The organism is Bilifractor porci (genome assembly GCF_009696005.1).
In the GTDB taxonomy this organism is placed as follows: domain Bacteria; phylum Bacillota; class Clostridia; order Lachnospirales; family Lachnospiraceae; genus Bilifractor; species Bilifractor porci.
On record NZ_VUMV01000012.1, the window covers coordinates 1 to 23,822 of the forward strand.

Sequence of the window (23,822 nt, forward strand, 5' to 3'; positions counted from 1 at the left end):
ATTTCATTTGTCTTCCGGTTGCTGTATTCTTCTTCCTGGCAGACGGGCAGTTCTGGTTATTGATACCTTTGATATTTTTGAAAACAGAAAATATGGGGTACAAAATAATGGGTAAATATGATAAAATACATTCGTTGTGTGAGTTTTCTTATCGAACTCCACGCAGAATGAATAGTTGTTTCCGTAGCTCAGCAGGATAGAGCGACCGCCTCCTAAGAAAATATCGAACATGCGGCAGAAAAAATTTGTCCGCTCGATTTTCAGAGGGTAAAATGACAGAGGAAAAATCTAATAAAGTCGCGTGTTCCATAACACTACAAACGACAATATTAGAAATTTCTAAAAAACGTCTAAAACGTCTAATGAAAAATGGACGATTTAGAGCCGGGAAGCCCGAACCCGAAAGGCCGGAAAGCCTTGAAAATACGGGAAAAAACCACATACGTTTCTGTAGCTCAGCAGGATAGAGCGTCCGCCTCCTAAGCGGAAGGTCGGCGGTTCGAATCCGCCCAGGAACGTTGAAAATACGCCATTTTCGGGTATTCCCGAGGGCGTATTTTTTATGCAAAAATGGGTGGCAGAACAGTTTGCCACCCAAAGGCGAAAGGCAGGTATTTCATGCGCCGGCGAAGGTTTTGCCACCCATTCGGTGGCAAAAATGTGCAACTTTGCCACCCAAAATGGCATTTTGCCACCCAAGGCCCTGAAATCGGCAAGATTTCACGGTTTTTTCCAGGTGATTGATTCAAATTTCGTCGCCGCGGTTCAGAAAAGCAAAATTAAACAGACAAGACATTTCAGGCGTTGTCATTGTGACAGCGCCTTTTTTTGTGCGGGCAGTGAGCCGCATCCGTACGCGCGGAGCGTGATGCGGTCGGCTTGTAAACTCGCAAGCTCGTTAACTGCGCCGACAGGCGTCGCACGTAAGCTTCGAGCTTACCTTCGGTCGCTCTCAGCAAGTGCTCATCGCTCTGAGGCGAACGCCGCAGCAACCCGACGAAGTCGGTATATGCCCGAAAGCCAGTGAAAGGAGGAAGCAGAGGGGCGACATAGATCAGTAAAGCAGAAATAATGAAAAAGGAGGATTTATGAGTAATTCAGATTTTTCTTCAGGTGCGGGTGCACAGAGGAGCCAGGGTGAATTCAGAGATGACAGGAACATGGATTCAATCATGAAAGAACTGTTTGAGATTGCAAAAGGTGAAATGACCGATCGCAGCATTCCGGATGTCTATAACCGGATGCTCAACAAGGTGAGAGTCCAGATGGTCACGAGAGACGGCAATGCAGAAAGACTTGCGGAGGTTCCGCATATCGACATGCTCGATATGGCGGCTGTGTTCCGTGTCGTGGTGCCCGGTGATGAAAGCACAGTGTCGACGGCAGTTACCAACAGCCTGCTTCGAAGATTTAATGTTACGCCGGAGAAATTCCGGCAGGATGCTCTGCTGGCAGCAGAAACAAATAATCCGGTCCGGATCGAAGGTCTCGGGAACGTATTGAGTGGACTGGAGAACCGGGAAGACGATCCTTATGATTCACCGCTTGTCTTTGCGGGAACCAGAGATCAGATGTGGGGCGCAGGCGTTATGGCTTACCCGAAGTTCATGGAAGAAGCGGCACAGAAGATCGGCGGTGACTTTTTCCTGCTTCCGTCTTCTGTTCATGAAGTGCTGCTTCTGCCGGATGACGGGACGATCGAGGCGGATTATCTGAAAGAGCTTGTGACGACAGTCAATATGACAGAGGTAGCGCCGGAGGAGCGACTGACAAATAATGCATATCACTATGATGCGAGGGAGCGTGTCTTTGATACGGTCGATCACTACCGCGAAGAACAGAAGAAACATTCTGTCCTGAAGGTTCTGGATGAGAGCAGAAAGGCTTCTGAAAAGGAAAATTCTGTTCATGATTCCTTTCACAGCAGTTTCCGCCAGCCGCCGAGCCTCTGAGTATAAGATCCGGCGGCGCAGTACAGCATCGCCGGTGTTTTTGTAAAGGCAGGTGGTTTCCATGGAATTTGATTACCTGCATGCGTCAGAGCCGGATCCGTTTACTTTTTACCGCATCCCGAAGGAACTGTTCGATGATCCTGTCTTTTCCGATGTTTCCACACTGGCCAAGGTCCTGTACGGGATCTTTCTGGACCGCACTTCACTGTCCCGGAAAAAGGGCTGGATCGACGGGAAGGGTAATCTGTACATCATTTTTACCATCCGTCAGATACAGGACTGTCTGAGGATCGGCAACAAATACGCGGAAAAACTGCTGGATGAACTGGAGAACAAGGCGCATCTGATCGAGCGTGTGAGACAGGGATTCGGAAAGCCGAACCTGATCTATGTGAAGAACTTTTCTGTCCGGGTAGATGCAGTGGGACATTTCAAGACGTGTCCGAAAGACATTTCAGGAAATGTCCGGAAGACACTTCATGACGTGTCCGATGGACAATCAACTAATACTGATAATAGTGAGACTGATATAAGTGAGACTGATCTTCTTCTTCGGACGGAGGGAAGGAAGGTGCAGATAGTAGCAGAAAGTTCTGTCTCTGATGAACACTATACAGATCATGCCAATAGTGAAGCGGGAAGGAATGGTGAAGAAAGTGCACTGAGAAAAGCGTATCAGGAACATTTTGATGAAACGGCAGGATTTCCCTGGCTGATGAGTGAAGATCCCGCAGGGCGGGATCAGCTGAAGGAGATTCGGGAACTTCTGATCGACACATGCTGCAGCAGAAGAAAGGAAATCATGATCGGCGGCGAGCTGATCAGAGCGGAGCAGGTGAGAAGCCGGTTCATGAAACTGGGGCCGGATCATATCCGTTATGTCATGAAGGCACTCAGGGATAATACAGAAATGATCCGGAACATGAAGGCCTATCTCCTGACGCTGCTCTATAATGCGCCGCTGACGATACAGAGTTATTACCAGGCGTGGTACAACCATGACCGCGCGGAGGGAATGGAATGAATGACAGACGGAAGGAACAATAAGAATGAGCAGAACAAAAATCATGGCCTGTATCAACCAGAAAGGCGGGACGGGAAAATCAACTACCTGTGAGAATCTGGGGATCGGCCTGGCAAATGAAGGAAAAAAGGTACTGCTGGTTGATATGGATCCGCAGGCTTCCCTGACGATCGCGCTCGGGTGGCAGCGGCCGGATGACCTTGAGACAACCATATCGGACCTGATGATCCACACGGTCAGGGAGGATCCGCTTCCTTACGGAGCGGGGATCCTGCATCACGGAGAAGGGGTAGATCTTATCCCGGCCAATATCTCACTTGCGGGACTGGAAGTATCCCTGGTGAATGTGATGAGCCGGGAATCTGTGCTGAAGGAAACCCTGTCAGGGATCCGCGACTCCTACGATTATATTCTGCTGGACGGAATGCCGTCACTCGGCATGCTGACGATCAACACGCTGGCGGCTTCCGACAGCATTGTAATTCCGGTGCAGCCGCAGTACCTGTCGGCAAAAGGACTGGAACAGCTCCTGCAGACTGTTCACCGCGTGAAACGGCAGATCAATCCCGGCCTGAAGATTGACGGAATTCTTCTTACCATGACGGATTCCAGAACTAATTACACAAAGGAGATCACGGGGCTTATCCGTGAACAGTACGGCAGGAAGATCCGCGTGTATGACACGGAGATCCCGCGTTCCGTGCGGGCGGCGGAGATCAGCGCGGAAGGAAAGAGCATTTATCTGCATGATCCGAAAGGAAAGGTGGCGGATGCCTATAAGAGACTCACAAAAGAAGTACTGAACAATGAAGCGAGAAACAGACAGCGGGCGGCGGAATGCCTGTAAGCCTGCAGTAAACAAAACAGAGAAAACTGAGATCACAGCAAATAAGGTCTGAAAAACAGCAGAAAGGACGCAATATTGATGAGAGAAATGAACAGAAAAGAAGACAGAGCAGATAACAGAAGTCTTGAAAATATCCTTGAGGCAATCTTCAGTGTTTTGTCGGATAGAGAGGAGATGCCGGAGAGTGGCGGAGAAAAGGAACACGGATCAGATACAGACCGTGACAGACGGCCTGAAAAGGTTGCTGTCTGTCATGATCCCTCGGAGCGCATTCTCGTGTTTACTCCGGGTAAGCAGAGCATGATTCTCACGCACGAAGAAGTTTATCCCGTCATCGAAGAAAATGGTGAAAATCAGGTAACGTATGATATCTGCGACGGTGAATATCTGATCAGTTATGATAAGCGGGAAACAATCAGCGCAGATGGTTTCAGGCTTGTGAAAGGGCCGGTTTTCATCATCGCTCTTGATGGAGAAGAGGGAAACACAACGGATATGATGCTGGAAGATATCTGCTATCTTCTCTATCGGCTGGAATCCAGAGTGTGGGTGTGCTCAGGTACAGGTGAGTGTCTGCTCCGGCTGGAAGATATCCCGGACGATGTTACCGGGATTGAAGAGGACGGGTGCGAATGACAAGAGGGTGTGAATAACAAATGAAAGACCAGTAAGGCGGCATCGTAAAAGATGCCGTTTTTTTTATGCGATACCCAAAGCAGAGACAGAAATGCTTCATCCGCCCTGGAAGGGAGGGATGCCGGATGAACTGATCACCCAGATGCTTTTGTATATCAGTCAATAAATCAGGAAAGGAAAAGGTAATCATATGAGTGCGAAAAAATATAATTGTTATTCGCTCCGGGAGAGGATCTTTGCCGGAATTCTCTGTGCTGCGACGGCTGTTACCGGTGCGTGCAGCACAAGCACGGTAATGGCAGCAGGGAACACTGTGTCAGCGTCCTCTGCGTCAGCGGTTTCTTCGGCACCTGCTGAAACTGACAGCACAGCCGGATCTGTCGATTCGGTCGGATCAGACGGTACGGCGGTAGAAAAAACGGTTACATCAGATACTGCGGCTGCATTCGATGTGAGTACTTCAGAAGATACCGGCACAGCATCAGCTGCCGGGACAGTCACGGACGGCATGGATTTTTCTTCCGCCAGGCTGATCCTCGGAACAGCCGATGAAGGAATCATCGAAGATATGGACAATGTCGTGTCCAGTTATGACGGAGTCTATCTGCTGCAGTATGCTTCGGAAAAAGATGCAGAAAACGCATATGCCTACTACGCCGACAAAGCGGATTTTGTATCACCGGATGCCGGAATTCAGGCAGCGGATGATGCCAGTGTGGTCGAAGGCGGCGAGGTGAAAGAGGATACCGATGCTTTTACGGCGCTGGATGCTGCACTGGATGATACAGGGGATGAAAAGGAAGAGAAGGATGCGACGGCAGCAGGAAAAACAATCGCCGTGCTCGATTCCGGTATCAGCAAAAAGGACTTTGACAACGTCATCGATGCCGTATCCATGCTCGGTGAAAATACAGATGATGATAACGGACACGGGACGGGTTCGATGGAATACATCCTGTCGAAAAATCCGGATGCCCGTGTGATCTCTGTCAAGGTGCTTGATAAGAACGGCATAGGTACTGCTTCTGCTGTCTATGCGGGCATCCGCTATGCGGAAGAACAGAAGGCGGATATCATTCTGATGCCGCTCTATGCCTACTGCGATGCAGGCAATGCCGCGATCAGTGAGGCTGTCCGTGAAGCGGAGTCCGCAGGAATTACTGTGGTTGGTGCGGCCGGCAATGACGGGAACAATGCCAGCTATTATATCCCCGGCAGTATTACGGAAGCCATGATCGTCGGTGCCTGTGATGAAAAAGGAAACAGGATCACAAAGAGTAACTACGGGGATACCGTGGATTATTACGTGAAAGCTGGATCAACTTCGGAAGCATCCGCGCTGATGGCCGGATTCCTCAGCAGTATCAGCGGAAACACGGATGATGCCCTGACAGCAGCACTTCAGGAAAAAAGCTGGCTCTTTGCAAACGGCGTGGAAGCGGCGGATGGTTCCGGTGCCGATGTGCCTGACGCTAGCAGCGGTTTCATCGCAGCCGATGATCTCGCATCTTATGTAACGGATGGAACCCATCCGGAAGATCAGTACATCACACAGTGGCTTGGCGTCAGTAAGGAGAAAATTCTGGCGGAGCTGAACAGTCATACCGCTGACAACTATTATCTGACGACGCCTTATTTGTCTCTCGGCCTGACCGGTAATCTGCCCCGTCCGAACGGTGATACCGGCGGTTATACAGCAGGGATGCAGTGCACCGGTTTTGTTGTCTATGTGCTGAACAAGGCAGCCGGGTATGCCAACACCGTCTCCACCATGTCGAATCAGAACATGTATTTCAAGATCTCTGATGGAAAATACTGGGGTCTTTACGGTTCCTGGCTGAATGCCTTCAAAGCGCATCACATCATCGGTTACTATTTTAACAGCAAGGAAGACATGCTGAAATCCGGGAAACTTCAGAAGGGCGATATTCTGATCATTGACCCGTCAGGCAGCGGGCTTGTCAATAACAAGGATGCCGACGGAAACGTTCGTGACGGCCATACCGGTTTCTTCTGGGGCGACAGCTCTTCCGAAGACAAGTTCTGGCATTCTGATCATCACATGGTCAACGGCCAGACAGTCATCATGAGCAATGTCATCAGTGAGATTACCGGAAAGCTGAGTGCGCCGTACAACAACTATCTGGTCATTCCGCTCGGTGAACCCGGGGAAGGCGATCCGGGCCTTGTAAGGGTGAAAAAACTTGACGCGGAGACAAACCAGCCGGTTGCCGGGGCAGTCTTCCAGTTCGCTTTCAAGTCTGATGACGGAAAGCATGATTTTACCTGCGAGTTTAAGTCGGACAGTGACGGCATCGCATCGATCGATAACAATCATCTGGCATCCGGATCGATCCCGGCGGACCTTATGTCCGGCAACATCGTGAAGCTGCCACATGGAACAATGACCGTAACAGAGACAAAAGCACCTGACGGGTATACAACCGACGGCTGTGTCGTGTCAAAGGAAGGACAGACGCTCAGCAATACAACGACCGTCTCCTTTAAACTCGGAGAGAAGGGCTGGACATTCCAGAACAATGCCGTCGATGTGGACGGCGTCATCGTGAAAGATGAGGAGATCCCTCCGAAGGGCGGCGTGGAGATCGAGAAGTTCGATATCGAAGATCTCGGCAATGCTTCTACCGGTGTTTCCGGCGGATGCGGAACCGGACATGTCCAGGGCAATGCGACACTGGAAGGCGCAAAGATCGCCATCGTGAAAGACGACGGAAAGACGGTTGTCACCACACTTACGACCGATGCGAACGGCCTTGCGAAGACGGCAAGCGACGCGCTGGACGTCGGAAAGTATTATGCCGTGGAGATCACACCCCCGAAGGGATATCTGGGGCAGGGTGACAGTACAGCAGCGATCGATCTGAACAGTATCGATATCAGCAAACTGGATCCGAACCTGTACTGCTCTTTTGAGCTCACGAAAGAAAAAACGAGAAGCAGTGATCCGGTTGTGCATCTGAAAGGGAAGAAGACCGGAGAATCCATCCAGAACGATGTCATCCGCGGCGGCGTTCTTGTCGTCAAGGCAGACAGCGAATGGAAGAAATCAGAATCCCAGGGAGATGCAAGCCTGGATGGCGTTACCTATACGATCTACAATGAATCGGCTCATCCGGTCATTGTGGATAATAAGGAATGTCAGCCGGGTGAAGAGGTGGAATCCATCGTGACGGAATGGGACGATTCCAGAAAGGCTTATGTAGCCACGACAGGAACGACCGACCGTGCAAAGATGCTCCCGTATGGTTCCTATAAGATCGTTGAGACTTCTGTCACAACGACAAACGGATATAAGAAAGACGGATGGGAGAAACATTTCACGATCGACTCCGAAGGCCAGATGGTGGAGTTTAGGGATGAGGGATCGGGATGGAATACCGATACCGTGTACAGAGGAAAGGTCATTATCGGAAAAGTTGACCGTGAGACCGGACTCTATACCTCCCTCGGCGCAGCCCATCTGGACGGCACATGGTTTGAGATCATCAACCGTTCGGACTATATCCATCCCTCCAATGGCACAATTCATTTCAAAGGCAGGGATTATAAGACCGGAGAAGTGATCTGCAGAGAGAAGGCCAGGTGGGATGATGACCTGAAAGCGTATGTGCTGAAGGTTGATGAGATCCCGTTCGGAACCTATGAGATCCGTGAGGCACAGAAGGATCCTGACAGTAAGGCTGCTTCCCCGCTGAGCCATGCAGGAACACTTTATTCGTCTGACAATGTGGCAGGTTCCGGCCTCGACAGCATTCTTTCTGCTGTCGGCAATCTCGGAAAGAATCTGATCTCAAAATTCAGCATCCCGCAGGAGAGGGCATCGGGAACCGGCTACATCTATGACAGCACTTCCCGGAACTGGTATCAGTATTTCCAGATCCGAAAGGACGGAGAGGAAGTCTATATCGATTACGACTTCGGCGGTGATGAAGGAAACTACGATGGGACAAGGACGGCTGAGCAGAAAGCCAACAATGACGGTGACCGCTCTGACGCGCACCCAAATCAGCAGCTGACTTACAATCAGACGAAGGATACGAAGAACCAGCAGCTCAGCGTGACATACCATAACGGAAACATTTCGAATAATCAGAAGGCATCCGTGCAGAGCGCTGCCGACAATCAGGTCATGCGTGATGATATCCATTTCAACAAAGTGGATAACGAATCGAAGACCATGCCGAATACCATTTTCAAAGTCACATCAAAGACAACCGGTGAGTCTCACATCATTGTGACCGGAGGCAACGGCTCTTATGATTCCGCTTCCTATAATGACAGTGAGACAGAGGGCAGAAGAAAGCACACGTACCTCACCAACCTGCTCGATCCGGAGATCGACGGAAATGATCCTTCAAAAGACCGGTATTCCGGAAATCTCGCCAGGACGATCCAGATCGATAAGTACGGCGACTGGTATGTGGCAAATGATGACCTCACCAAAAAGGATACAGATTACTCGACGTATTTTTACGCGAATGATTATCAGAACAATTTTGGAACCTGGTTCACCGGCCTTTCCCCTCTTTCAGAGGCAGGCTGGAAGGCAAAGCAGAAACTGACGCAGAAGCATATCGATGATCTGACTGCACAACTTGAAAACGCGAAGGCAGATGAGAAGAAGGCGATTCAGAATGAGATCGAAGACCTTCATGAGGAATATGAGCTGGAAGTTCAGTGGGCGGAGCATGCTGCGAAGGACGGCTATGCGGTCTGGAATAGATATTTTACCTCCTCCAATACTGACGGCACGAAGACGTATGACGGAACAACCTATACCGTGTATGCGGCAAACGGCCACACCAATACGGTAAAGGTAAACGACACCCTTTGTGCGCTTCCGTTTGACACTTACCTCATTGAGGAGCTGCCGTGCAAAGAGAACAAAGGTAAGAACCTGATCAGCTTCACATTCACGACAGCAGAGACAGCTGATATGGATATGAATGACTGGTCCTCCTACCATGACGACGGCATAGAAAACGCCGGCGGCGACGGAAAGATCACGGGCATCAACATTGATCTCGGAACAAGGGTCAACTACAACGTCGGTATCTATACGACGCTGAATTTCGTCAACAATGCAAATGTTGGAACAAAGACAGCGCCGGCGGGAAAGAACGTCTCCCTTGTTGATACCGTGCACTATGACAACCTGCTGCTCGGCAATAAGACAGATGAAACAGGTGACAGCAAGCCGGAGGACAGTGACCGATATTATAAGCTGGTCGGTGAACTGCACAGGGTGCGCCGCACGGAGAACGCGGACGGAACTTACACCTGCACCGCGGATACCGATGTTCTGGCATCCGGATCAACGACATTTCATCCGACGACGACCAATGGTGATGTAAAGGTAAGCTTTGACAGCGTGGATATCAGCAGCCTCGGCTCTGACAGCCTCGTGGCCTACGAGTACCTTTATTATTACTACAACGGTCAGTTGCAGCTGATTGCAGACCATGCGGACGATTCAGATGCAGACCAGATCGTATCTGTTCCTGCCATCCATACCACTGCCAGAGGTGATATCGGTCACGAGGCGGACGGCGATGCGACGGAGCATAAGGGAAAGGTCACGATCACGGATACCATAGCGTATTCCAATCTGACACCGGACACGAAGTATGAGATGACCGCAGTGCTGAAGGATAAGTTCATTACGGTTCAGGAAAAGGATGCGGACGGAAAAGAAATCTCCGTTCCGGCAACTCTCCTGTATAAAGACTTCCTGGGAAACTACAAGCCGGTAACGAATACAGTATTCTTTACGCCTGACAAAGCAGACGGATCCGTAGATGTACCGGTAAAGATCAGCCTGAACAACCTTTACCTCGGAACTTCCGATGGTGAGGATGAAGATCAGATCACAAAGCTGGAAAGCCTTGCTGGGAGAACGGTTGTTGCCTTCGAGACACTTTCGGTTAACGGTGAGACCTATGCCGTGCATGAGGACATCAATGATAACGGGCAGACGCTTACCTTCCCGGAGATTCATACAACAGCGACGTTAAACGATACCGGAGATCACACGGTGATTGCGAATGATCAGAAGAATACAGTTGTCTATGATGAGGTCCGTTACAGCAACCTGATCCCGGGAAAGACGTACACCATCTACGGCGTACTCCACAGGAAGACTTATGATCTTCTCGGAAACGCAAAGGACGGCGGTGTTCTGACCGATGAGGATGGAAATGATGTGACCGGCGTTCTGGTGGACAGCAGGACAAAGAAGGATCTTGGTACGACGGAATTTACGCCGGAAAAAGCTTCCGGTTCCGTGCTGCTGAAGTTCACCTTTGCCACGAAGCTTCTCACCAATGAGAATATCGGTGAAGCGGACAGCGAACTCGTGGCGTTTGAGACGCTGAAGAGGGAGAAGACGACGGTCGCGGTGCATGCCGACATTACGGATGCAGAACAGACCGTTGCTGTTTCCAGCATGAAGACCATGGCCGTCGATGCTGAGACGGGGACACATCAGATGACCGCACCGGTCGATGAGAACGGGAAACCGGTCCGGATCACGATCAATGATACCGTATCGTATATCGGGCTCATACCGGGAAAGACGTATGACATCAAAGGAAAGCTGGTGGATAAAAAGACAGGTCAGACGGCGCAGGATGCGGAAGGAAATGATATCACTTCTTCCGTGACATTCAAGGCGGAAAAAGCAGACGGCAGCCAGGTGATTCCGTTTACTTTTACAGGGATGAACCTGACAGAAGAAGACCGCTATGCGGGATTTACCCTTGTTGCCTTCGAGACACTTTATGACCATGAGACTGAGAAAACAGTTTATAAACATGAAAACGTAAGTGATGCTGACCAGACGATCTATATCGCCGGTGTGAAGACAACCGCGACTGACAGCGATACGGATTCCCATACCATGTCGATGAACCACGAGATCCACATCACGGACCGGGTGGAGTATAAGAACCTGATCCCGGGAAAGAAATACACCGTGACGGGTACACTTCATTATCAGGAGAAACGCTCCGGCGGCAGGATCACCGACGGCGGTACTGTGACGGACAACAGCGGCGAGGCAGTTCAGGCATCGCAGGAATTCACGCCGACAGCAGCTGACGGCTATGTGAATCTGAAGTTCACGTTCGTTCCGGATGTGGATGAGATCGCGGGAAAGACGGTCGTGGCATTTGAGAGCCTGACCCAGGAAGGAAAACTGATCGGCGTTCACGCGGACATCTCCGATGAGGCACAGTCCGTTATGAAGCCTTCCATCCACACCACCGTGAAAGGCAATGTGGATGGCGATACCCATAAGCTGGAACTCAAAGAAGATACAACGTTCACGGATACCGTCACGTATCAGAACCTGATCCCGGGTGAGGAGTATACGCTCATCGGAACCCTGATGGATAAGGGAACGAACGCGCCGGTAACGGTGAACAACGAAAATGTGACTGCTGAAAAGACCTTTACCGCTAAAGGCAGTGATGGAACCGTGGATGTGAAGTTTGAGGGCTTTGATCTCCGGGAGATCTCTTCGCAGTATCTCGTCGTATTCGAGAAACTTTACAAAGACGGCGAACTCGTGGCGGAGCATGAGGATTTCAATGATGCGGATCAGAACCTGACACCGGAAAAGGAGACACCTCCGGAAACAAAGGCGGAAATTCATACGACAGCTGATCTGAAGGATGTAGATGATGACGGTACAGCTACGGTTGTGGATACGGTGAAGTATTACGACCTGACACCTGGAAAGACCTATGTACTCAAGGGAATCCTGATGGATAAGGCGGATGACACTGAGGTAATTGTGGATGGTTCCAAAGTGACGGCAGATATGGAATTTACGCCGACCGAAGCTGACGGAACCGTTGATGTGACCTTTACCTTCAACGCGGAGAAGCTTAGTGCCAGAAAGCTTGTCGTCTTCGAGGAACTGTATCTCAATGATGAGCTTGTCGCAGACCATAAGGATATAAATGATGAGGACCAGACGGTCGAAATCCCTGATAAGACGGATGATACGGTGACACCTACCCCGACACCTAAGCAGACAAAAACTGCATCCGAAACAAAGACGGCCACACCGGTATCGACAGGAACGTCTGCATCGCAAAATGCGCCGCAGACAGGTGTAAGAACGATCATTCCGGAACTGCTTATACTTCTGGCAGCGATCGGTGCAGGCATTGCGGGAACTGTTATTTACAGGAAACGCAGGACGCACAGGAACAGTCAGAACTGACGGAATTCTGTGACAGCTGTTACAGATAATCGGTGTTTTGTATGGGAGAGACATGTAACAATGCCTCTCCTTTTTACGCGAACGTCGCGATAACGAGATGAAACTCGCGAAGCGTGTTTTATCTCGTTCGAGGAGAAATGTCAGTTATGAAGAAGAAGGGAAAAAGAAAAATACGTGAAGAACCGGGCAGTCTGCTGCTGGCTGTGCTGATCATCGCGGCTGTTACCGTAGGCTGTCTGATCATCATGGAAGCTCTGCCATACGCGGAATCAGCGCATTATCAGAAAGCACTTGCGGAGGAGTTGATCACGGAACCGGATGAACAGGAAACAGGGGATGGAAAAACCATTTCGACAGAAGCCGATGACCAATCGGGTAAACTCAGATCAGATGACAATATCCGGTCAGAAGCTTCAACAGTTATGACGGAAGTTTATCCGGAGAAGATGTATCGAATGGTTGACTGGGATGCATTGAAAAAGAGGAATAAGGATATCTGCGGCTGGATCTGTATCCCGGCGATCGGTGCAGATTATCCCGTTCTCAAAAGCAAGGATCAGGAATATCTTCATCTGGATGCGGATGGAAACTATCGTTTCTCAGGGAGCATCTTCACCTGGTCAAAATCGGATGCGGAGATCGGCGCAGCGCATTGTGTACTGTATGGCCACAACATGGCAGACAATTCGATGTTCGGTGCACTCGATCAGCTGCAGTCGGGAGATCAGGCATATGTGTACACGCCGGACGGCTGCTGCCGGGAATATACCGTCTATGAGAACTCCGTGGTCAGCAAATCGGATAAGATTTTTCAGAAAGGATGGAGGGATGAGAACAGAAAACAGGTGCTTACACTGGCAACCTGCCCGTCCAGATGGTCAGATATCAACAGGCGGATCGTGAATGCAGAACTCACACTGCTTAAACGATAACAGCCGGATTTTCGCCGGAAAAATTGCAGATCGATAACATTGCGGCAATTAAAAACCTGTCATACAACATAATCAGAAGGCGGAGGATTCCTTTAAATAAGGCCAACAGATAGCCTGCGTGAATGGAAAGAGGTAAAAGGATTATGAAGAGAACAGGTTTGTTTTTAGCATTGGTTATGGCGGTAACATTGGGTTTTTCCGGCTGCAGTCAGATGACAGGCACACAGGCGAAGGCAGATATTAAGACGGAAAAGAGGGAAGTCCCTGTATCTGAGGAAAAAGTGCAGAAGGCAGCAGAAGAAAATGTGAAGAAAGAAAAGACGGAGGAAGCAATCAAATCCGATCCTATCGCGACATCTTCAGTATCAGGAGAAAGCTGCAATGAGACAGAGACTGTTGCTGCGGAGAAAGGAAACGATTCTGCTGAAAAAGAAGAGACCGGCACATCCGGGGAGAATGCACGGGCCGACAGTGACATGACACAGACGCAGGTGACAAAAACAGAGATGGTTCCGCAGGAAAACAGGAAAGCGGAAAATATCTCTGCCAATACAACCGGAGCTGTGTCTGGCAATGTTCAGACCACCGGAAGTACACCCTGCCAGAAATCGGATCCTTCCTGTCAGGCGCCGAAAGTCAGTGAGACCGCGGCTGCAGTGACGGAAAACAATGTTCCGATACCAACGCCGGCGCCATCCGGTCACTATGTGCATCACGAGGCTGTGACACACGAGGAACCGGTTTATGAAACCGTCACACAGCAGGTGGAAAAATGTATCTGCAATGACTGTGGGGAAGATGTCACCGATCTGATCAACAACACAGGATCTTTTTCCGGACATGCGGCAACACATCCGGACTGCTGGGGATATCACACGGAGCATGTGACAGTCAGCCAGCAGGTCCAGACGGGCACAAGAACCGTTGTAGATCAGGAGGCCTGGGATGAATGGGTAGCCAACTGAATGATGAAATCAGAAAAATAATGTGACGGGAGTCCGCAGAAATGCGGGCTCCTTTTATATGGAGGAAACACATGAAAAAGAGAATAAAGAACTATCTGAAAGCAATCCGCAGGATGATGAAAAAACAGGAGAAGCGCAGAAGAAAGGGATCTGATCATGGCAGAGAAAAGAAAGAAGCCGGAGCTTGAAAGCTTTGATGATATCTTTACGACGGAGATGTTTCGTGAAGAGCTCAAACTGGAGAAGGTCAGGGATGTTTCATTATCTGAGCTGCATGACTTCAAAGATCATCCTTTTCACGTAGCGGATGATGAAGATATGCGGAAGATGGTAGAAAGCATCAAAGAATTTGGTGTTCTCACGCCTGCGATTGCGAGACCGAAGGAAGGAGGTGGATATGAACTGATTTCCGGACACCGGAGAAAACGAGCCTGTGAGCTTGCGGGTATCGACAGAATGCCGGTTCTCATACGAGATATGGATGATGACAGAGCAACGATCCTGATGGTGGATTCCAACCTGCAGCGAGAGAACATTCTTCCAAGTGAAAGAGCAAAGGCATATCAGATGAAGATGGAAGCTTTGAGGCATCAAGGACAAAAAAGAGAACTTCAGACAGGAGAAAAATTAACTTCCCGACAAGTTGTCGGGAAGTTGGAGGCTTCCGATATCGTTGGAGATAAATCAGGTGAAAGTGGAAGACAGGTTCAACGATATCTTCGATTGAATAATCTTAATTCAAATCTTCTGGAGAAGGTAGACAGCAGGGAAATTGCTTTTAATCCGGCTGTTGAACTTTCTTTTCTGAAGCCTGAAGAACAGGATTATTTGTTGGAGGCAATGAATTCCTGGCAGGCGACACCTTCACTTTCACAGGCGCAACGCCTGAAGAAATTCAGTCAGGAAGGCAAGTGCAGTCATGATGTCATCGATGCTGTTCTCTCAGAGGAAAAGAAGAAGGATGTTGATCGCGTGGTCCTGAAGACAACGGAGATCAGCAAGTATTTTCCCAAGTCCTATACGCCAAAGCAGATGGAAGATACCATTCTCAAACTGCTTCAGAAATGGCAGAGACAGCATCAGCACGACGTAAGTCTGTAGAATATATGCATTCAGAAGAAAGCACGGGATTGACGGACTTATTGAAAAATTTTACTGAGATCTGAAACGGTAATAATTTCACAGCGCATATTGAGAAAAGTCGGATGACCATTGGGTTTCCGGCTTTTCTTTTTTGTCCGGAAATCAATCATCCGGATAAGCAGGACGTGTAAATAGCAGAAAGGAGTTGATGATCATGTCCGATGAAGCGGCAAGGAGAGCACTGGATGACGGCAAACAGATCTGTGTGGTCGTCTCCCGGCTGACTGTCCGTGCGATGCTCTGGGCGATGCAGGAGAGCATGAGGGAAGATGCCCTTGTTCCGCAGGGAAAACAGTCAGTGAAAAGCCTGATCGGTCAGGGTGACAGTGTGAAGAACATTGAGGTGAACGATCCGAAGTTCAAAGAGTTTGAACGGATTCTGAAAAAATACGGCATCGATTATGCCGTCACAAAAAAAGAAGGCAAATATCTGGTCTTCTTCAAGGCAAAAGATGACGACGTGCTGAAACAGGTCCTTGCAGAGTGTACGAAAAGTCAGGTGAATGCAAGGAAGCCCAGTATACACAGGCAGCTGCAGAAGATCATGCAGAGGCTTGCGGCGATGACGAAAAGGAGGAAAGTGCGGGAGAAGATACCGGACCGAGAACTATGAAACAGGAGACAAAGAAACGGCTGATCAGAATTCTTCCATATGTTTTTCTGGCCCTCTTATTTTCCCATATCGGTTTGGCATGGAGAAATGCGGAAGGATGGAATGCGTCAGAGAAAATCCTTGATTTTATCAGGGAACTGCCGGTGGCTTTTTCTGATCCGCTTCCGTCGTTTTATCCATCAGATCTCTGTATTGGAGGAATGGCGGCGTTGCTGCTGAGGGCAGCTGTCTATATGAAATCAAAAAACCAGAAAAAGCTGAGACAGGGTGTGGAATACGGATCCGCCAGGTGGGGTACGGCAAAAGATATTGCGCCGTTCATCGATCCGGATTTCCGGAACAATGTCATTCTTACTAAGACGGAGAGGCTTACGATGAACAGCCGGCCGAAAAATCCAAAGTATGCGAGAAACAAGAACGTGCTGATCGTCGGCGGATCCGGATCAGGAAAAACAAGGTTCTGGCTGAAACCGAATCTGCTCCAGATGCACAGTTCCTATGTGGTGACAGACCCGAACGGAAAAGAAGTTTTAGGATATATATTGCAAGCAGTCCATTGAATACGGCTGCGAATAAAAGACGGAAAGGAGGTCAGAAAGTGCCTAAAATCAGGGATTTTAACAGAGTTACAGCCCTTTATGAAAGGCTATCCAAGGATGATGAGCAGCAGGGCGAATCGAACTCAATACTGAATCAAAAGAGATTTCTCGAAGATTTTGCTCGCAAAAGCGGTATGACGAACATCAAGCATTTTACCGATGACGGCTATACAGGGCGTAACTTTAACCGTCCCGGATTTCAGGCAATGCTTGCAGAAGCCGAAGCCGGGAAAATCGGCACAATTATCGTCAAGGATATGAGCCGTTTCGGCAGAAACTATCTTGAGGTCGGCTTTTATACCGAGATTTTGTTCCCCAAGAAGCAGATACGCTTTGTTGCAATCAATAACAGCGTGGACAGCGACAAACCGCAGGATAACGACTTTACTCCGTTCCTCAACATAATGAACGAGTGGTACGCCAAGGACACCAGCAACAAGATAAAGTCCATCTTCCTGTCCCGTATGAGCGATGGAAAACGCTGCTCCGGCAGCATTCCCTACGGCTACAATCGACTGCCCGAAGATAAGCAGACCTTAGTGGTCGATCCTGTTGCTTCTCAGGTGGTAAAACACATCTTTGAGCTTGCGGCAGAAGGCTTGACACCTCCGGCAATCGCAAGACAGCTAACGGAGGAAAAGGTGCTTATCCCATCGGCGTACACCCTCCAATATCACCCCGAACAATGCAACCGAAAAGCAGAGTACGGCTGTACAAACTGGAACGCAAATACGGTTAGGGAGATATTAAGCCGACAGGAATATCTCGGTCATACTGTGCTGAGAAAAACCATCGGAACGAACTTTAAGACCGATGAACGCCGCTTTGCCACCGATGAGGAACGCCTTGTGTTTGAGGACACCCACGAGCCTATCGTTGACAGCGAGCTTTGGGAGCAGGCGCACAGAAGATTGAAACACGCTACACGCCGTATAAAGGAAGGGACGCACCAAGAGGAATGCTTACTGCCTGGTCTTGTGTATTGCGCTGATTGCGGCAGTAAGATGTCCTATCAGACGAATTACTACAAAAGCGGAGAACCCTATCACTCGTTCCGATGCAGCAGCTACGGGAACAGAACCGTGAACTGCACCATCCATCATATCAGCGACAAAGTCCTCTATCAGTTGGTGCTGCGCTCTATCCAGCGCCTTTCAAGCCACATTATCGCAGATGAGCGTGGCTTTGCGGAAGAATTGAAAAGCAAATGGGAAGCAAAGGCGAATGGCAAACCGCAAAAGCAAAAAGAGGAACTTCAGACAATCAACCGCAGACTGAACGAGCTTGACCGCCTGATTGGAAGCCTTTATGAGAATTTCATTTCAGGTCTGCTGCCCGAAAAGCAGTACAAGTCCCTGATGAAGAAATACTCGACTGAACAGGATAGCCTTGAGAGCCAAGTGTCGGAAATTCAGGAGAAGCTGGAGCAAACCAAAGCGTCCTCTGCTCATATCGGACGGTTTATCAAGCTCATCAAGAAGTATAAGCAGCCCACAGAGCTGACGAAAGAGATGGCGTGTGAGCTGATTGATAAAATCGTTGTTCACGAAGCCGAGGGCAAGAAGCCCAACCGACAGCAGCAGGTGGATATTTACTATAACTTCATCGGGCAGTTTGACCTCCCACTTTCCGAAAAGGAAATTGCCGAAGCAAGACGGAAAGCCGAGCAAGAAACGGCGGAAAAAGCCAAGCGCAAGAAGAACCGGCAGCGTGAGAGCAATGTTGCACATCAAGCCAAAGCAAAGGCGGAACGCTGGGCGGCGAATGACGGTCATAAGTACCCGAAGCGTGTGTGCGAACAATGCGGCAAAGAGTTTTATCCGAACAGCACAAGGCAGAGGTTTTGCAACACCGACTGTACAAAAGCCCATCAGCAGGCAGAAAAAGAGAAGAAACGCTATGCCGAAAAGGGGGAGCACACCTTCCGTCAAAAGGTCTGCAAGATTTGCGGCAAGCCCTTCTGGCCGTCCAACGGTCAGGAGGTACTGTGCTCCGAGGAATGCAAAACCATCAACCGCAGGCAGAAACAACTTGCCTATTATCATCGTAAGCAATCCGGGCAGAAAGCCGGAGAAGCAATATAATTCAAGGAGGACGACACAATGGAGAAATTCATCACGGACGAAAGGACAGGCTTGCGCTATGAGCTTGTCGGGAACTACTATCTGATTGCCGGAGAGGACGAGCCGGAGGGCAGACCCATCGGCATTTGGGGACAGCGACACCTGCGGTATATCCGCAAGCACAAGGTCAGTCTGTATGCCGAGCTGCTGACCACCGGCAAGCTGAACGATTATCTTGCAGACCTTAACGAGCAGGCAGAAGCAATGTTTTCTCGGCTGGTAAAGCAACTTTCCGAAAAAGAGGGCGTTACGGAAGCCCTCAAAGCGGAAAATCAAATGCTGTGGGTGCAGAGGATGAACAACATCCGCAGTGCTGCTATGGAAAGCGTTGCAAACGATTTGATTTACTGTTAGGAGGACGGCTATGAAGGTCAAGCTGGACGATTATGAGGTGCGGGTGCTGATAAACGGCTTAATACAGCAGCACAGGAGCTATGACGCAGAAACCAACGGTCGGATTGACGACCTCGCCCTTCGCCTGTGCGACATTGCAGAAGCAATGAAGCCGGGACGAAAGAAGAAAATCCCCTTTGAGCCGGTAGAAACCAGAGTGATTCGGCATTGCCTTGTTGACTGGAGAAATCGAGAAATCAACCAAGGAAATGATGTTGCTTCGGAAGTGATAGGAGAACTGCTATGTTTATTGTGAGATTTGTTCGTAAGGATGGAAAGCCTGACGAGGAGTATTACTACCATACGCTTCAGGAAGCGGAAGCACACAAGAAACTCTTTGATGACGATGATTCTGACCTTTATGAGCGTATAGAAATCATTCCTGACTAACCGCATATTTCTGCTGGGAAAGGCTGCTGTGATGAACAGCGGCTTTCCTTTTTCGGGTAGTATTCAAGAAGTCATAAAGTTCCGTGAGTAATGGAAGAAGCTGAAGTGGTTCTTGCGACTTGAAAACATTTCGTTGAGAAATTGCAAATAATTTGGTACAAAACGGTGAAACCTCAAAATAGCCCTTGCTTTTATTCGCCCCGTAGAATATAATATAACTGTATTACTTTGTTTTGAGGTGAGAAAATGGAGTTTATGACGGCAAGCAAGGCAGCCGAATTATGGCATATATCACAAAGGCGTGTTCAAGTTCTCTGTGCGGAAGGTCGTATTCCCGGTGTTTTCAAACTCGGTGATGCTTGGGCGATACCTTCAGATTCATCAAAGCCAAGTGATTCGAGATTAAAGAAAACAAAAAAGGAGCAAACAGAGAATGAATGTGATTGACCTGTTTTGCGGTTGCGGAGGCTTCTCCAAAGGCTTTGAACAAGCAGGGTTTAATGTCCGACTTGGCATTGATATTTGGCAAGATGCTGTAACAACATATAAAGAGAACTTTCCAAATGCTGCAACAATCGTTGGAGATATATCCGGCTTAACAGGAGAGGATTTACTTTCTGCTGCCGGAATAACTGCCGACGAAGTAGATGTTATCATAGGTGGACCGCCCTGTCAGGGCTTTTCATTGTCTGGAAAGCGAATGTTAGATGATCCACGAAATGTCCTATATAAGTCTTTTGTCCGAATGGTAGCGACTATACAGCCGAAAGCATTTGTTATGGAAAATGTCCCCGGGTTGGTAAGACTATTTAATGGACAAGTGAAAGAACAAGTAATTGAAGACTTTACCAATATAGGATATAAGGTGAAAATGAATCAGTTGACAGCTTGCGATTTTGGTGTTCCACAAGCAAGAACACGAGTATTCTTTGTTGGTATCAACACCAAAAAAGTTGAAAATAGTGACTATATTTTCCCTGAACCAACCCACGGCAATGGCAAGAAGCCTTATATTACTTGTAAGGACGCCTTATCCGATTTAGACTTTATTGGGGACACTCGATTGCTTGCAGAAGAAGCTGAATATGAATTGCCAGCGACTAATGAGTATCAGAAGTTTATGCGAAAGAACGCTAATATATTGCTTAATCACGTTACTACAATTCACACTGAAAAAACACGAAATATTATTGCAATGGTTCCAGATGGAGGAAATTACAAAGATTTGCCGCAAGAATTGTGGTCAACCCGAAAAGTACACATTGCGTGGACTCGTATGGATAGTAGTAGACCTTGCTTTACAATAGATACAGGACATAATCATCACTTCCATTACAGAGCAAATAGAGTACCTACGGTTCGAGAATCGGCTCGTATTCAGTCGTTTCCAGATGACTTTAGATTTATTGGCATTAAGACAAGCCAGCTAAAGCAAGTTGGTAATGCTGTACCTCCGCTTTTAGCTCAAGCTGTTGCCAAAAGCGTTATTATAGCATTGGAGGAAAAGGAAAATGTATGATTGTACACGGCAGTATCGCTGCACAATAATCCGTGGCAAGTCACAAAAAGAAATGGATGACCTGCTTCCGGCATACGCAAAGGTTATAGATGAGGTCTGCCCTTGTGAGGCAAGTGAATTTGAGATGAAATTTAATAACGCCTTTATGCGTTATCTCCCTGCGGCCGAACGAGTGAAGAAAACACTTGATAATCACCGAACGGAAATATCCGGGAAACTATTCGGAATGTATTTCTTCTCTGAGGACGGAAAGGTATATGAGTCAGAGAGAACACAAAAATTTCTTGAGGATAATGACCAGCCTGCATTTTTCAAGGATATTTGCTATAAAATGCAGTTTCCAAATGGTTCTCAAAAAACCAGCCCTACTGTTCTTGAAAGAGTTTCAGATGGCATTTGCATACGCCCGAATGCTTTTCTGCTTAAACTTCTTCTTGTAGCTCGAACCGCAAATGTTGATATTACCAAAAGAGAAGTTGGATACTATGTCTTGAATTCGTTAGATGTATTGCAAGGAAAAGCAAATCCTTATGAGGTTTTAGAGGTAATTTCTCAAGATCAAAAAGCCGGTGTAGAAAGAACAATTTATGTTCCGGGCAAACAAAGCTCCTATAACTGGCAGCATATCAATGAGCAGATGAACTATCTTGAACTCGCTAATCTTATAAGATTTACGGATGATAAAAGAGTTGTCCTCAATCCAAATGAAATGCCGACCATCGAGTTGTTTGCGGAAGATTGGGATAAGAAACCTGAGTTTGATGTGTATAGCTACGATTTGAATACGGCTGAAAATCGCAAGCTATTTCAATATGCGTGGGATGCTTATTTTGCTCGCATCTCGTCGTGTGCAGGTAAGTTCGCAACCTCTGCGGCTTCACTGATTGTTGATACAACAGAGCCTCAAAAGCCCACTATATCCCATACTCAAACAACTAATCTTACTGAGTTTGGCGATGAAGGAGAGCAAATCGTTTATGAATATGAGAAAAAGCGTGTTGCTTCGTTTAACCAACGACTTGCCAATAAAGTTTTGTCGCTTGGGAAAACAAGAGGTCTTGGTTATGATATTCAATCAGTAATAGCTGAGCCGGGAGATATGGCTGAATTCGTTAAGTATATTGAAGTAAAATCCACAAAACGATTGACCTGTCCTGATGTTAACGATGAACTTTGGATTGACACTCTGAATATTACGAGAAATGAATGGGTAGCGGCGCAGCAGCACCGAGATTTTTACTCCATATTTCGTGTGTATTTTACTCGTGATGGCATTCATATGTTCATCCTTAAGAACCCAATGCAAAAGTTCCAAGATGGTAAGATACAAGCAACGCCAATGACATATAGAATAGACTTTTCAAATGTTGCTGTTGATGATGTAGTATATGGACTTCAAAGGGAGGGGGCATAAATGAATAGCGTTGTATCCCTCTTTTGCGGATGTGGTGGTGTTGATTTAGGGACACTCGGCGGTTTTAATTTCAACAAAAGGAAATACGAACCCCACCCTTGTAAATTAGTATATGCTTGCGATATAGACCAAAAAGCGGTAGATTCACATAAGTTGAATTTCGGCTCAGAAGGTGCTGTATGTGCTGATATTTGTGAAGTTGATGAAAGGGATATTCCAGAGTGTGACATTCTGACAGGTGGCTTCCCTTGTCAGTCATTTAGCACTGTCAATCCAACAAAAGACCCATTTGATGACAGAGCAAATCTTTATAAGCAAATGGTTCGTATCGTCAAAGCAAAGCAACCGAAAGTTTTTGTAGCTGAAAATGTAAAGGGGATGATGACACTCCACAAAGGCACAATATTCAAGCGAGTAATTACATCGTTTGAAGAAGCTGGTTACAAAACTTTTTATTCTTTGCTGAATGCTGCTGACTATGGCGTTCCGCAAAAAAGAGAGAGAGTTATTATTGTAGGAATAAGGAAAGATATTTGGGAACAAAGAGGTGATTTTATATTTCCTGCAAAAACCAATGATGGAAATTGGGTTCCTCTTTCTGTAGCTGTCCCCGAACTTGCAATTAAAGAAAAGAAATATTACTTTTCAGAACGAGCAGTTCAAGGAATGAAGAATGCAAAGAACAATATGAAGCGAGGACTTGCTCAAAACCTCGATGAGCCTTGTCTTACTGTTACGAGCCATTTGGCAAAAGTTAGTCTGAATTCACGAGACCCAGTTTTACTTGTTGACCCCAAGAAAGAACTTTATCGCAGATTCACGCCATTGGAGGCTGCTCGTATCCAATCATTCCCTGATGATTTTGTGTTTGCAGGAACGGAAACAACTGCATACAAACAGATAGGAAATGCTATTCCTCCAGTGCTGTTTTGGCATATTACAGATGCTATCGTCAAGTATCTTGGCGAATAGCTACCAAATTTCGGTCCTATTTACGCATTGAAAATCAACTTTCCGAGCA

The 23,822-nt window shown here is 47.9% G+C and carries 19 protein-coding genes, 1 tRNA gene and 1 pseudogene; all 21 read left to right on the forward strand.

Translation table 11 applies throughout. The annotated features are described in order from the left end of the window. On the forward strand, positions 1-200 hold a 200-nt coding region (locus FYJ60_RS12510), incomplete at its 5' end, for a hypothetical protein (protein WP_205839098.1). Positions 201-444: 244 nt separating this feature from the next. Beyond that, a tRNA-Arg gene (locus FYJ60_RS11910) sits at positions 445-518 on the forward strand. Between the two features lie 44 nt (positions 519-562). Next, entirely contained in the window at positions 563-1,027 is a 465-nt protein-coding gene (locus FYJ60_RS11915; protein WP_154458898.1) for a hypothetical protein, read from the forward strand. A gap of 61 nt (positions 1,028-1,088) precedes the next feature. After that, positions 1,089-1,952, forward strand: coding sequence for a DUF5688 family protein (locus tag FYJ60_RS11920; RefSeq protein WP_154458899.1), 864 nt, complete (start codon positions 1,089-1,091; stop codon positions 1,950-1,952). 61 nt (positions 1,953-2,013) lie between these two features. After that, positions 2,014-2,976: a DUF6017 domain-containing protein gene (locus FYJ60_RS11925; protein ID WP_154458900.1), complete on the forward strand. Its 963-nt coding sequence runs from the start codon at positions 2,014-2,016 to the stop codon at positions 2,974-2,976. 25 nt (positions 2,977-3,001) lie between these two features. After that, positions 3,002-3,823 (forward strand): ParA family protein, encoded by an 822-nt coding sequence (locus tag FYJ60_RS11930; protein ID WP_154458901.1) that lies wholly within the window; start codon positions 3,002-3,004, stop codon positions 3,821-3,823. 78 nt (positions 3,824-3,901) lie between these two features. After that, positions 3,902-4,459, forward strand: coding sequence for a hypothetical protein (locus FYJ60_RS11935; RefSeq protein WP_154458902.1), 558 nt, complete (start codon positions 3,902-3,904; stop codon positions 4,457-4,459). Positions 4,460-4,649: 190 nt separating this feature from the next. Next, positions 4,650-12,710, forward strand: a complete 8,061-nt coding sequence (locus FYJ60_RS11940; RefSeq protein ID WP_154458903.1) for a VaFE repeat-containing surface-anchored protein — start codon at positions 4,650-4,652, stop codon at positions 12,708-12,710. 146 nt (positions 12,711-12,856) lie between these two features. Continuing rightward, complete coding sequence (locus FYJ60_RS11945) at positions 12,857-13,642, forward strand: class B sortase (RefSeq protein ID WP_205839099.1); 786 nt, start codon at positions 12,857-12,859, stop codon at positions 13,640-13,642. A 143-nt stretch (positions 13,643-13,785) separates the two neighbouring features. Then, entirely contained in the window at positions 13,786-14,607 is an 822-nt protein-coding gene (locus FYJ60_RS11950) for a hypothetical protein (RefSeq protein ID WP_154458905.1), read from the forward strand. Between the two features lie 156 nt (positions 14,608-14,763). Continuing rightward, positions 14,764-15,708, forward strand: a complete 945-nt coding sequence (locus tag FYJ60_RS11955) for a ParB/RepB/Spo0J family partition protein (protein ID WP_154458906.1) — start codon at positions 14,764-14,766, stop codon at positions 15,706-15,708. 196 nt (positions 15,709-15,904) lie between these two features. After that, the gene (locus tag FYJ60_RS11960; protein WP_154458907.1) at positions 15,905-16,363 is read left to right on the forward strand and encodes a PcfB family protein; all 459 of its coding nucleotides are present in this window, start codon (positions 15,905-15,907) and stop codon (positions 16,361-16,363) included. After that, positions 16,360-16,884: pseudogene (locus FYJ60_RS12975) on the forward strand (type IV secretory system conjugative DNA transfer family protein); the annotation flags it as partial. The gene FYJ60_RS11960 and the pseudogene FYJ60_RS12975, both read left to right, overlap by 4 nt. Positions 16,885-16,961: 77 nt before the next feature. Continuing rightward, on the forward strand, positions 16,962-19,046 hold the full coding sequence (locus FYJ60_RS12980) for a recombinase family protein (protein ID WP_330579211.1): 2,085 nt from the start codon (positions 16,962-16,964) through the stop codon (positions 19,044-19,046). Between the two features lie 18 nt (positions 19,047-19,064). Next, positions 19,065-19,439: a TnpV protein gene (locus FYJ60_RS11975; RefSeq protein ID WP_154458910.1), complete on the forward strand. Its 375-nt coding sequence runs from the start codon at positions 19,065-19,067 to the stop codon at positions 19,437-19,439. Positions 19,440-19,449: 10 nt separating this feature from the next. Next, entirely contained in the window at positions 19,450-19,734 is a 285-nt protein-coding gene (locus FYJ60_RS11980; protein ID WP_154458911.1) for a hypothetical protein, read from the forward strand. Continuing rightward, the gene (locus FYJ60_RS11985; protein WP_154458912.1) at positions 19,722-19,868 is read left to right on the forward strand and encodes a hypothetical protein; all 147 of its coding nucleotides are present in this window, start codon (positions 19,722-19,724) and stop codon (positions 19,866-19,868) included. Before FYJ60_RS11980 ends, FYJ60_RS11985 begins: the two co-directional genes overlap by 13 nt. Before the next feature lie 255 nt (positions 19,869-20,123). Continuing rightward, positions 20,124-20,315, forward strand: coding sequence for a helix-turn-helix domain-containing protein (locus FYJ60_RS11990; RefSeq protein ID WP_330579212.1), 192 nt, complete (start codon positions 20,124-20,126; stop codon positions 20,313-20,315). Next, the gene (locus FYJ60_RS11995) at positions 20,302-21,387 is read left to right on the forward strand and encodes a DNA cytosine methyltransferase (RefSeq protein ID WP_154458914.1); all 1,086 of its coding nucleotides are present in this window, start codon (positions 20,302-20,304) and stop codon (positions 21,385-21,387) included. Before FYJ60_RS11990 ends, FYJ60_RS11995 begins: the two co-directional genes overlap by 14 nt. Continuing rightward, positions 21,380-22,801 carry a protein NO VEIN domain-containing protein gene (locus tag FYJ60_RS12000; RefSeq protein ID WP_154458915.1) on the forward strand — a complete coding sequence of 474 codons (1,422 nt, stop codon included), beginning with the start codon at positions 21,380-21,382 and terminating at the stop codon, positions 22,799-22,801. Before FYJ60_RS11995 ends, FYJ60_RS12000 begins: the two co-directional genes overlap by 8 nt. Beyond that, positions 22,802-23,773 carry a DNA cytosine methyltransferase gene (locus FYJ60_RS12005; RefSeq protein ID WP_154458916.1) on the forward strand — a complete coding sequence of 324 codons (972 nt, stop codon included), beginning with the start codon at positions 22,802-22,804 and terminating at the stop codon, positions 23,771-23,773. It begins immediately after the preceding gene. The last annotated feature ends 49 nt before the right edge of the window (positions 23,774-23,822 follow it).

Coding starts and splice junctions, on each gene's coding strand:
- FYJ60_RS11945 (WP_205839099.1), top strand. CDS start 12,857: ATGAAGAAGAAGGGAAAAAGAAAAATACGTGAAGAACCGGGCAGTCTG.
- FYJ60_RS11995 (WP_154458914.1), top strand. CDS start 20,302: ATGAATGTGATTGACCTGTTTTGCGGTTGCGGAGGCTTCTCCAAAGGC.
- FYJ60_RS12000 (WP_154458915.1), top strand. CDS start 21,380: ATGTATGATTGTACACGGCAGTATCGCTGCACAATAATCCGTGGCAAG.
- FYJ60_RS11925 (WP_154458900.1), top strand. CDS start 2,014: ATGGAATTTGATTACCTGCATGCGTCAGAGCCGGATCCGTTTACTTTT.
- FYJ60_RS11935 (WP_154458902.1), top strand. CDS start 3,902: ATGAGAGAAATGAACAGAAAAGAAGACAGAGCAGATAACAGAAGTCTT.
- FYJ60_RS11920 (WP_154458899.1), top strand. CDS start 1,089: ATGAGTAATTCAGATTTTTCTTCAGGTGCGGGTGCACAGAGGAGCCAG.
- FYJ60_RS11915 (WP_154458898.1), top strand. CDS start 563: ATGCAAAAATGGGTGGCAGAACAGTTTGCCACCCAAAGGCGAAAGGCA.
- FYJ60_RS11960 (WP_154458907.1), top strand. CDS start 15,905: ATGTCCGATGAAGCGGCAAGGAGAGCACTGGATGACGGCAAACAGATC.
- FYJ60_RS11990 (WP_330579212.1), top strand. CDS start 20,124: ATGACGGCAAGCAAGGCAGCCGAATTATGGCATATATCACAAAGGCGT.
- FYJ60_RS11940 (WP_154458903.1), top strand. CDS start 4,650: ATGAGTGCGAAAAAATATAATTGTTATTCGCTCCGGGAGAGGATCTTT.
- FYJ60_RS11975 (WP_154458910.1), top strand. CDS start 19,065: ATGGAGAAATTCATCACGGACGAAAGGACAGGCTTGCGCTATGAGCTT.
- FYJ60_RS12005 (WP_154458916.1), top strand. CDS start 22,802: ATGAATAGCGTTGTATCCCTCTTTTGCGGATGTGGTGGTGTTGATTTA.
- FYJ60_RS11950 (WP_154458905.1), top strand. CDS start 13,786: ATGAAGAGAACAGGTTTGTTTTTAGCATTGGTTATGGCGGTAACATTG.
- FYJ60_RS11955 (WP_154458906.1), top strand. CDS start 14,764: ATGGCAGAGAAAAGAAAGAAGCCGGAGCTTGAAAGCTTTGATGATATC.
- FYJ60_RS11985 (WP_154458912.1), top strand. CDS start 19,722: ATGTTTATTGTGAGATTTGTTCGTAAGGATGGAAAGCCTGACGAGGAG.
- FYJ60_RS11930 (WP_154458901.1), top strand. CDS start 3,002: ATGAGCAGAACAAAAATCATGGCCTGTATCAACCAGAAAGGCGGGACG.
- FYJ60_RS11980 (WP_154458911.1), top strand. CDS start 19,450: ATGAAGGTCAAGCTGGACGATTATGAGGTGCGGGTGCTGATAAACGGC.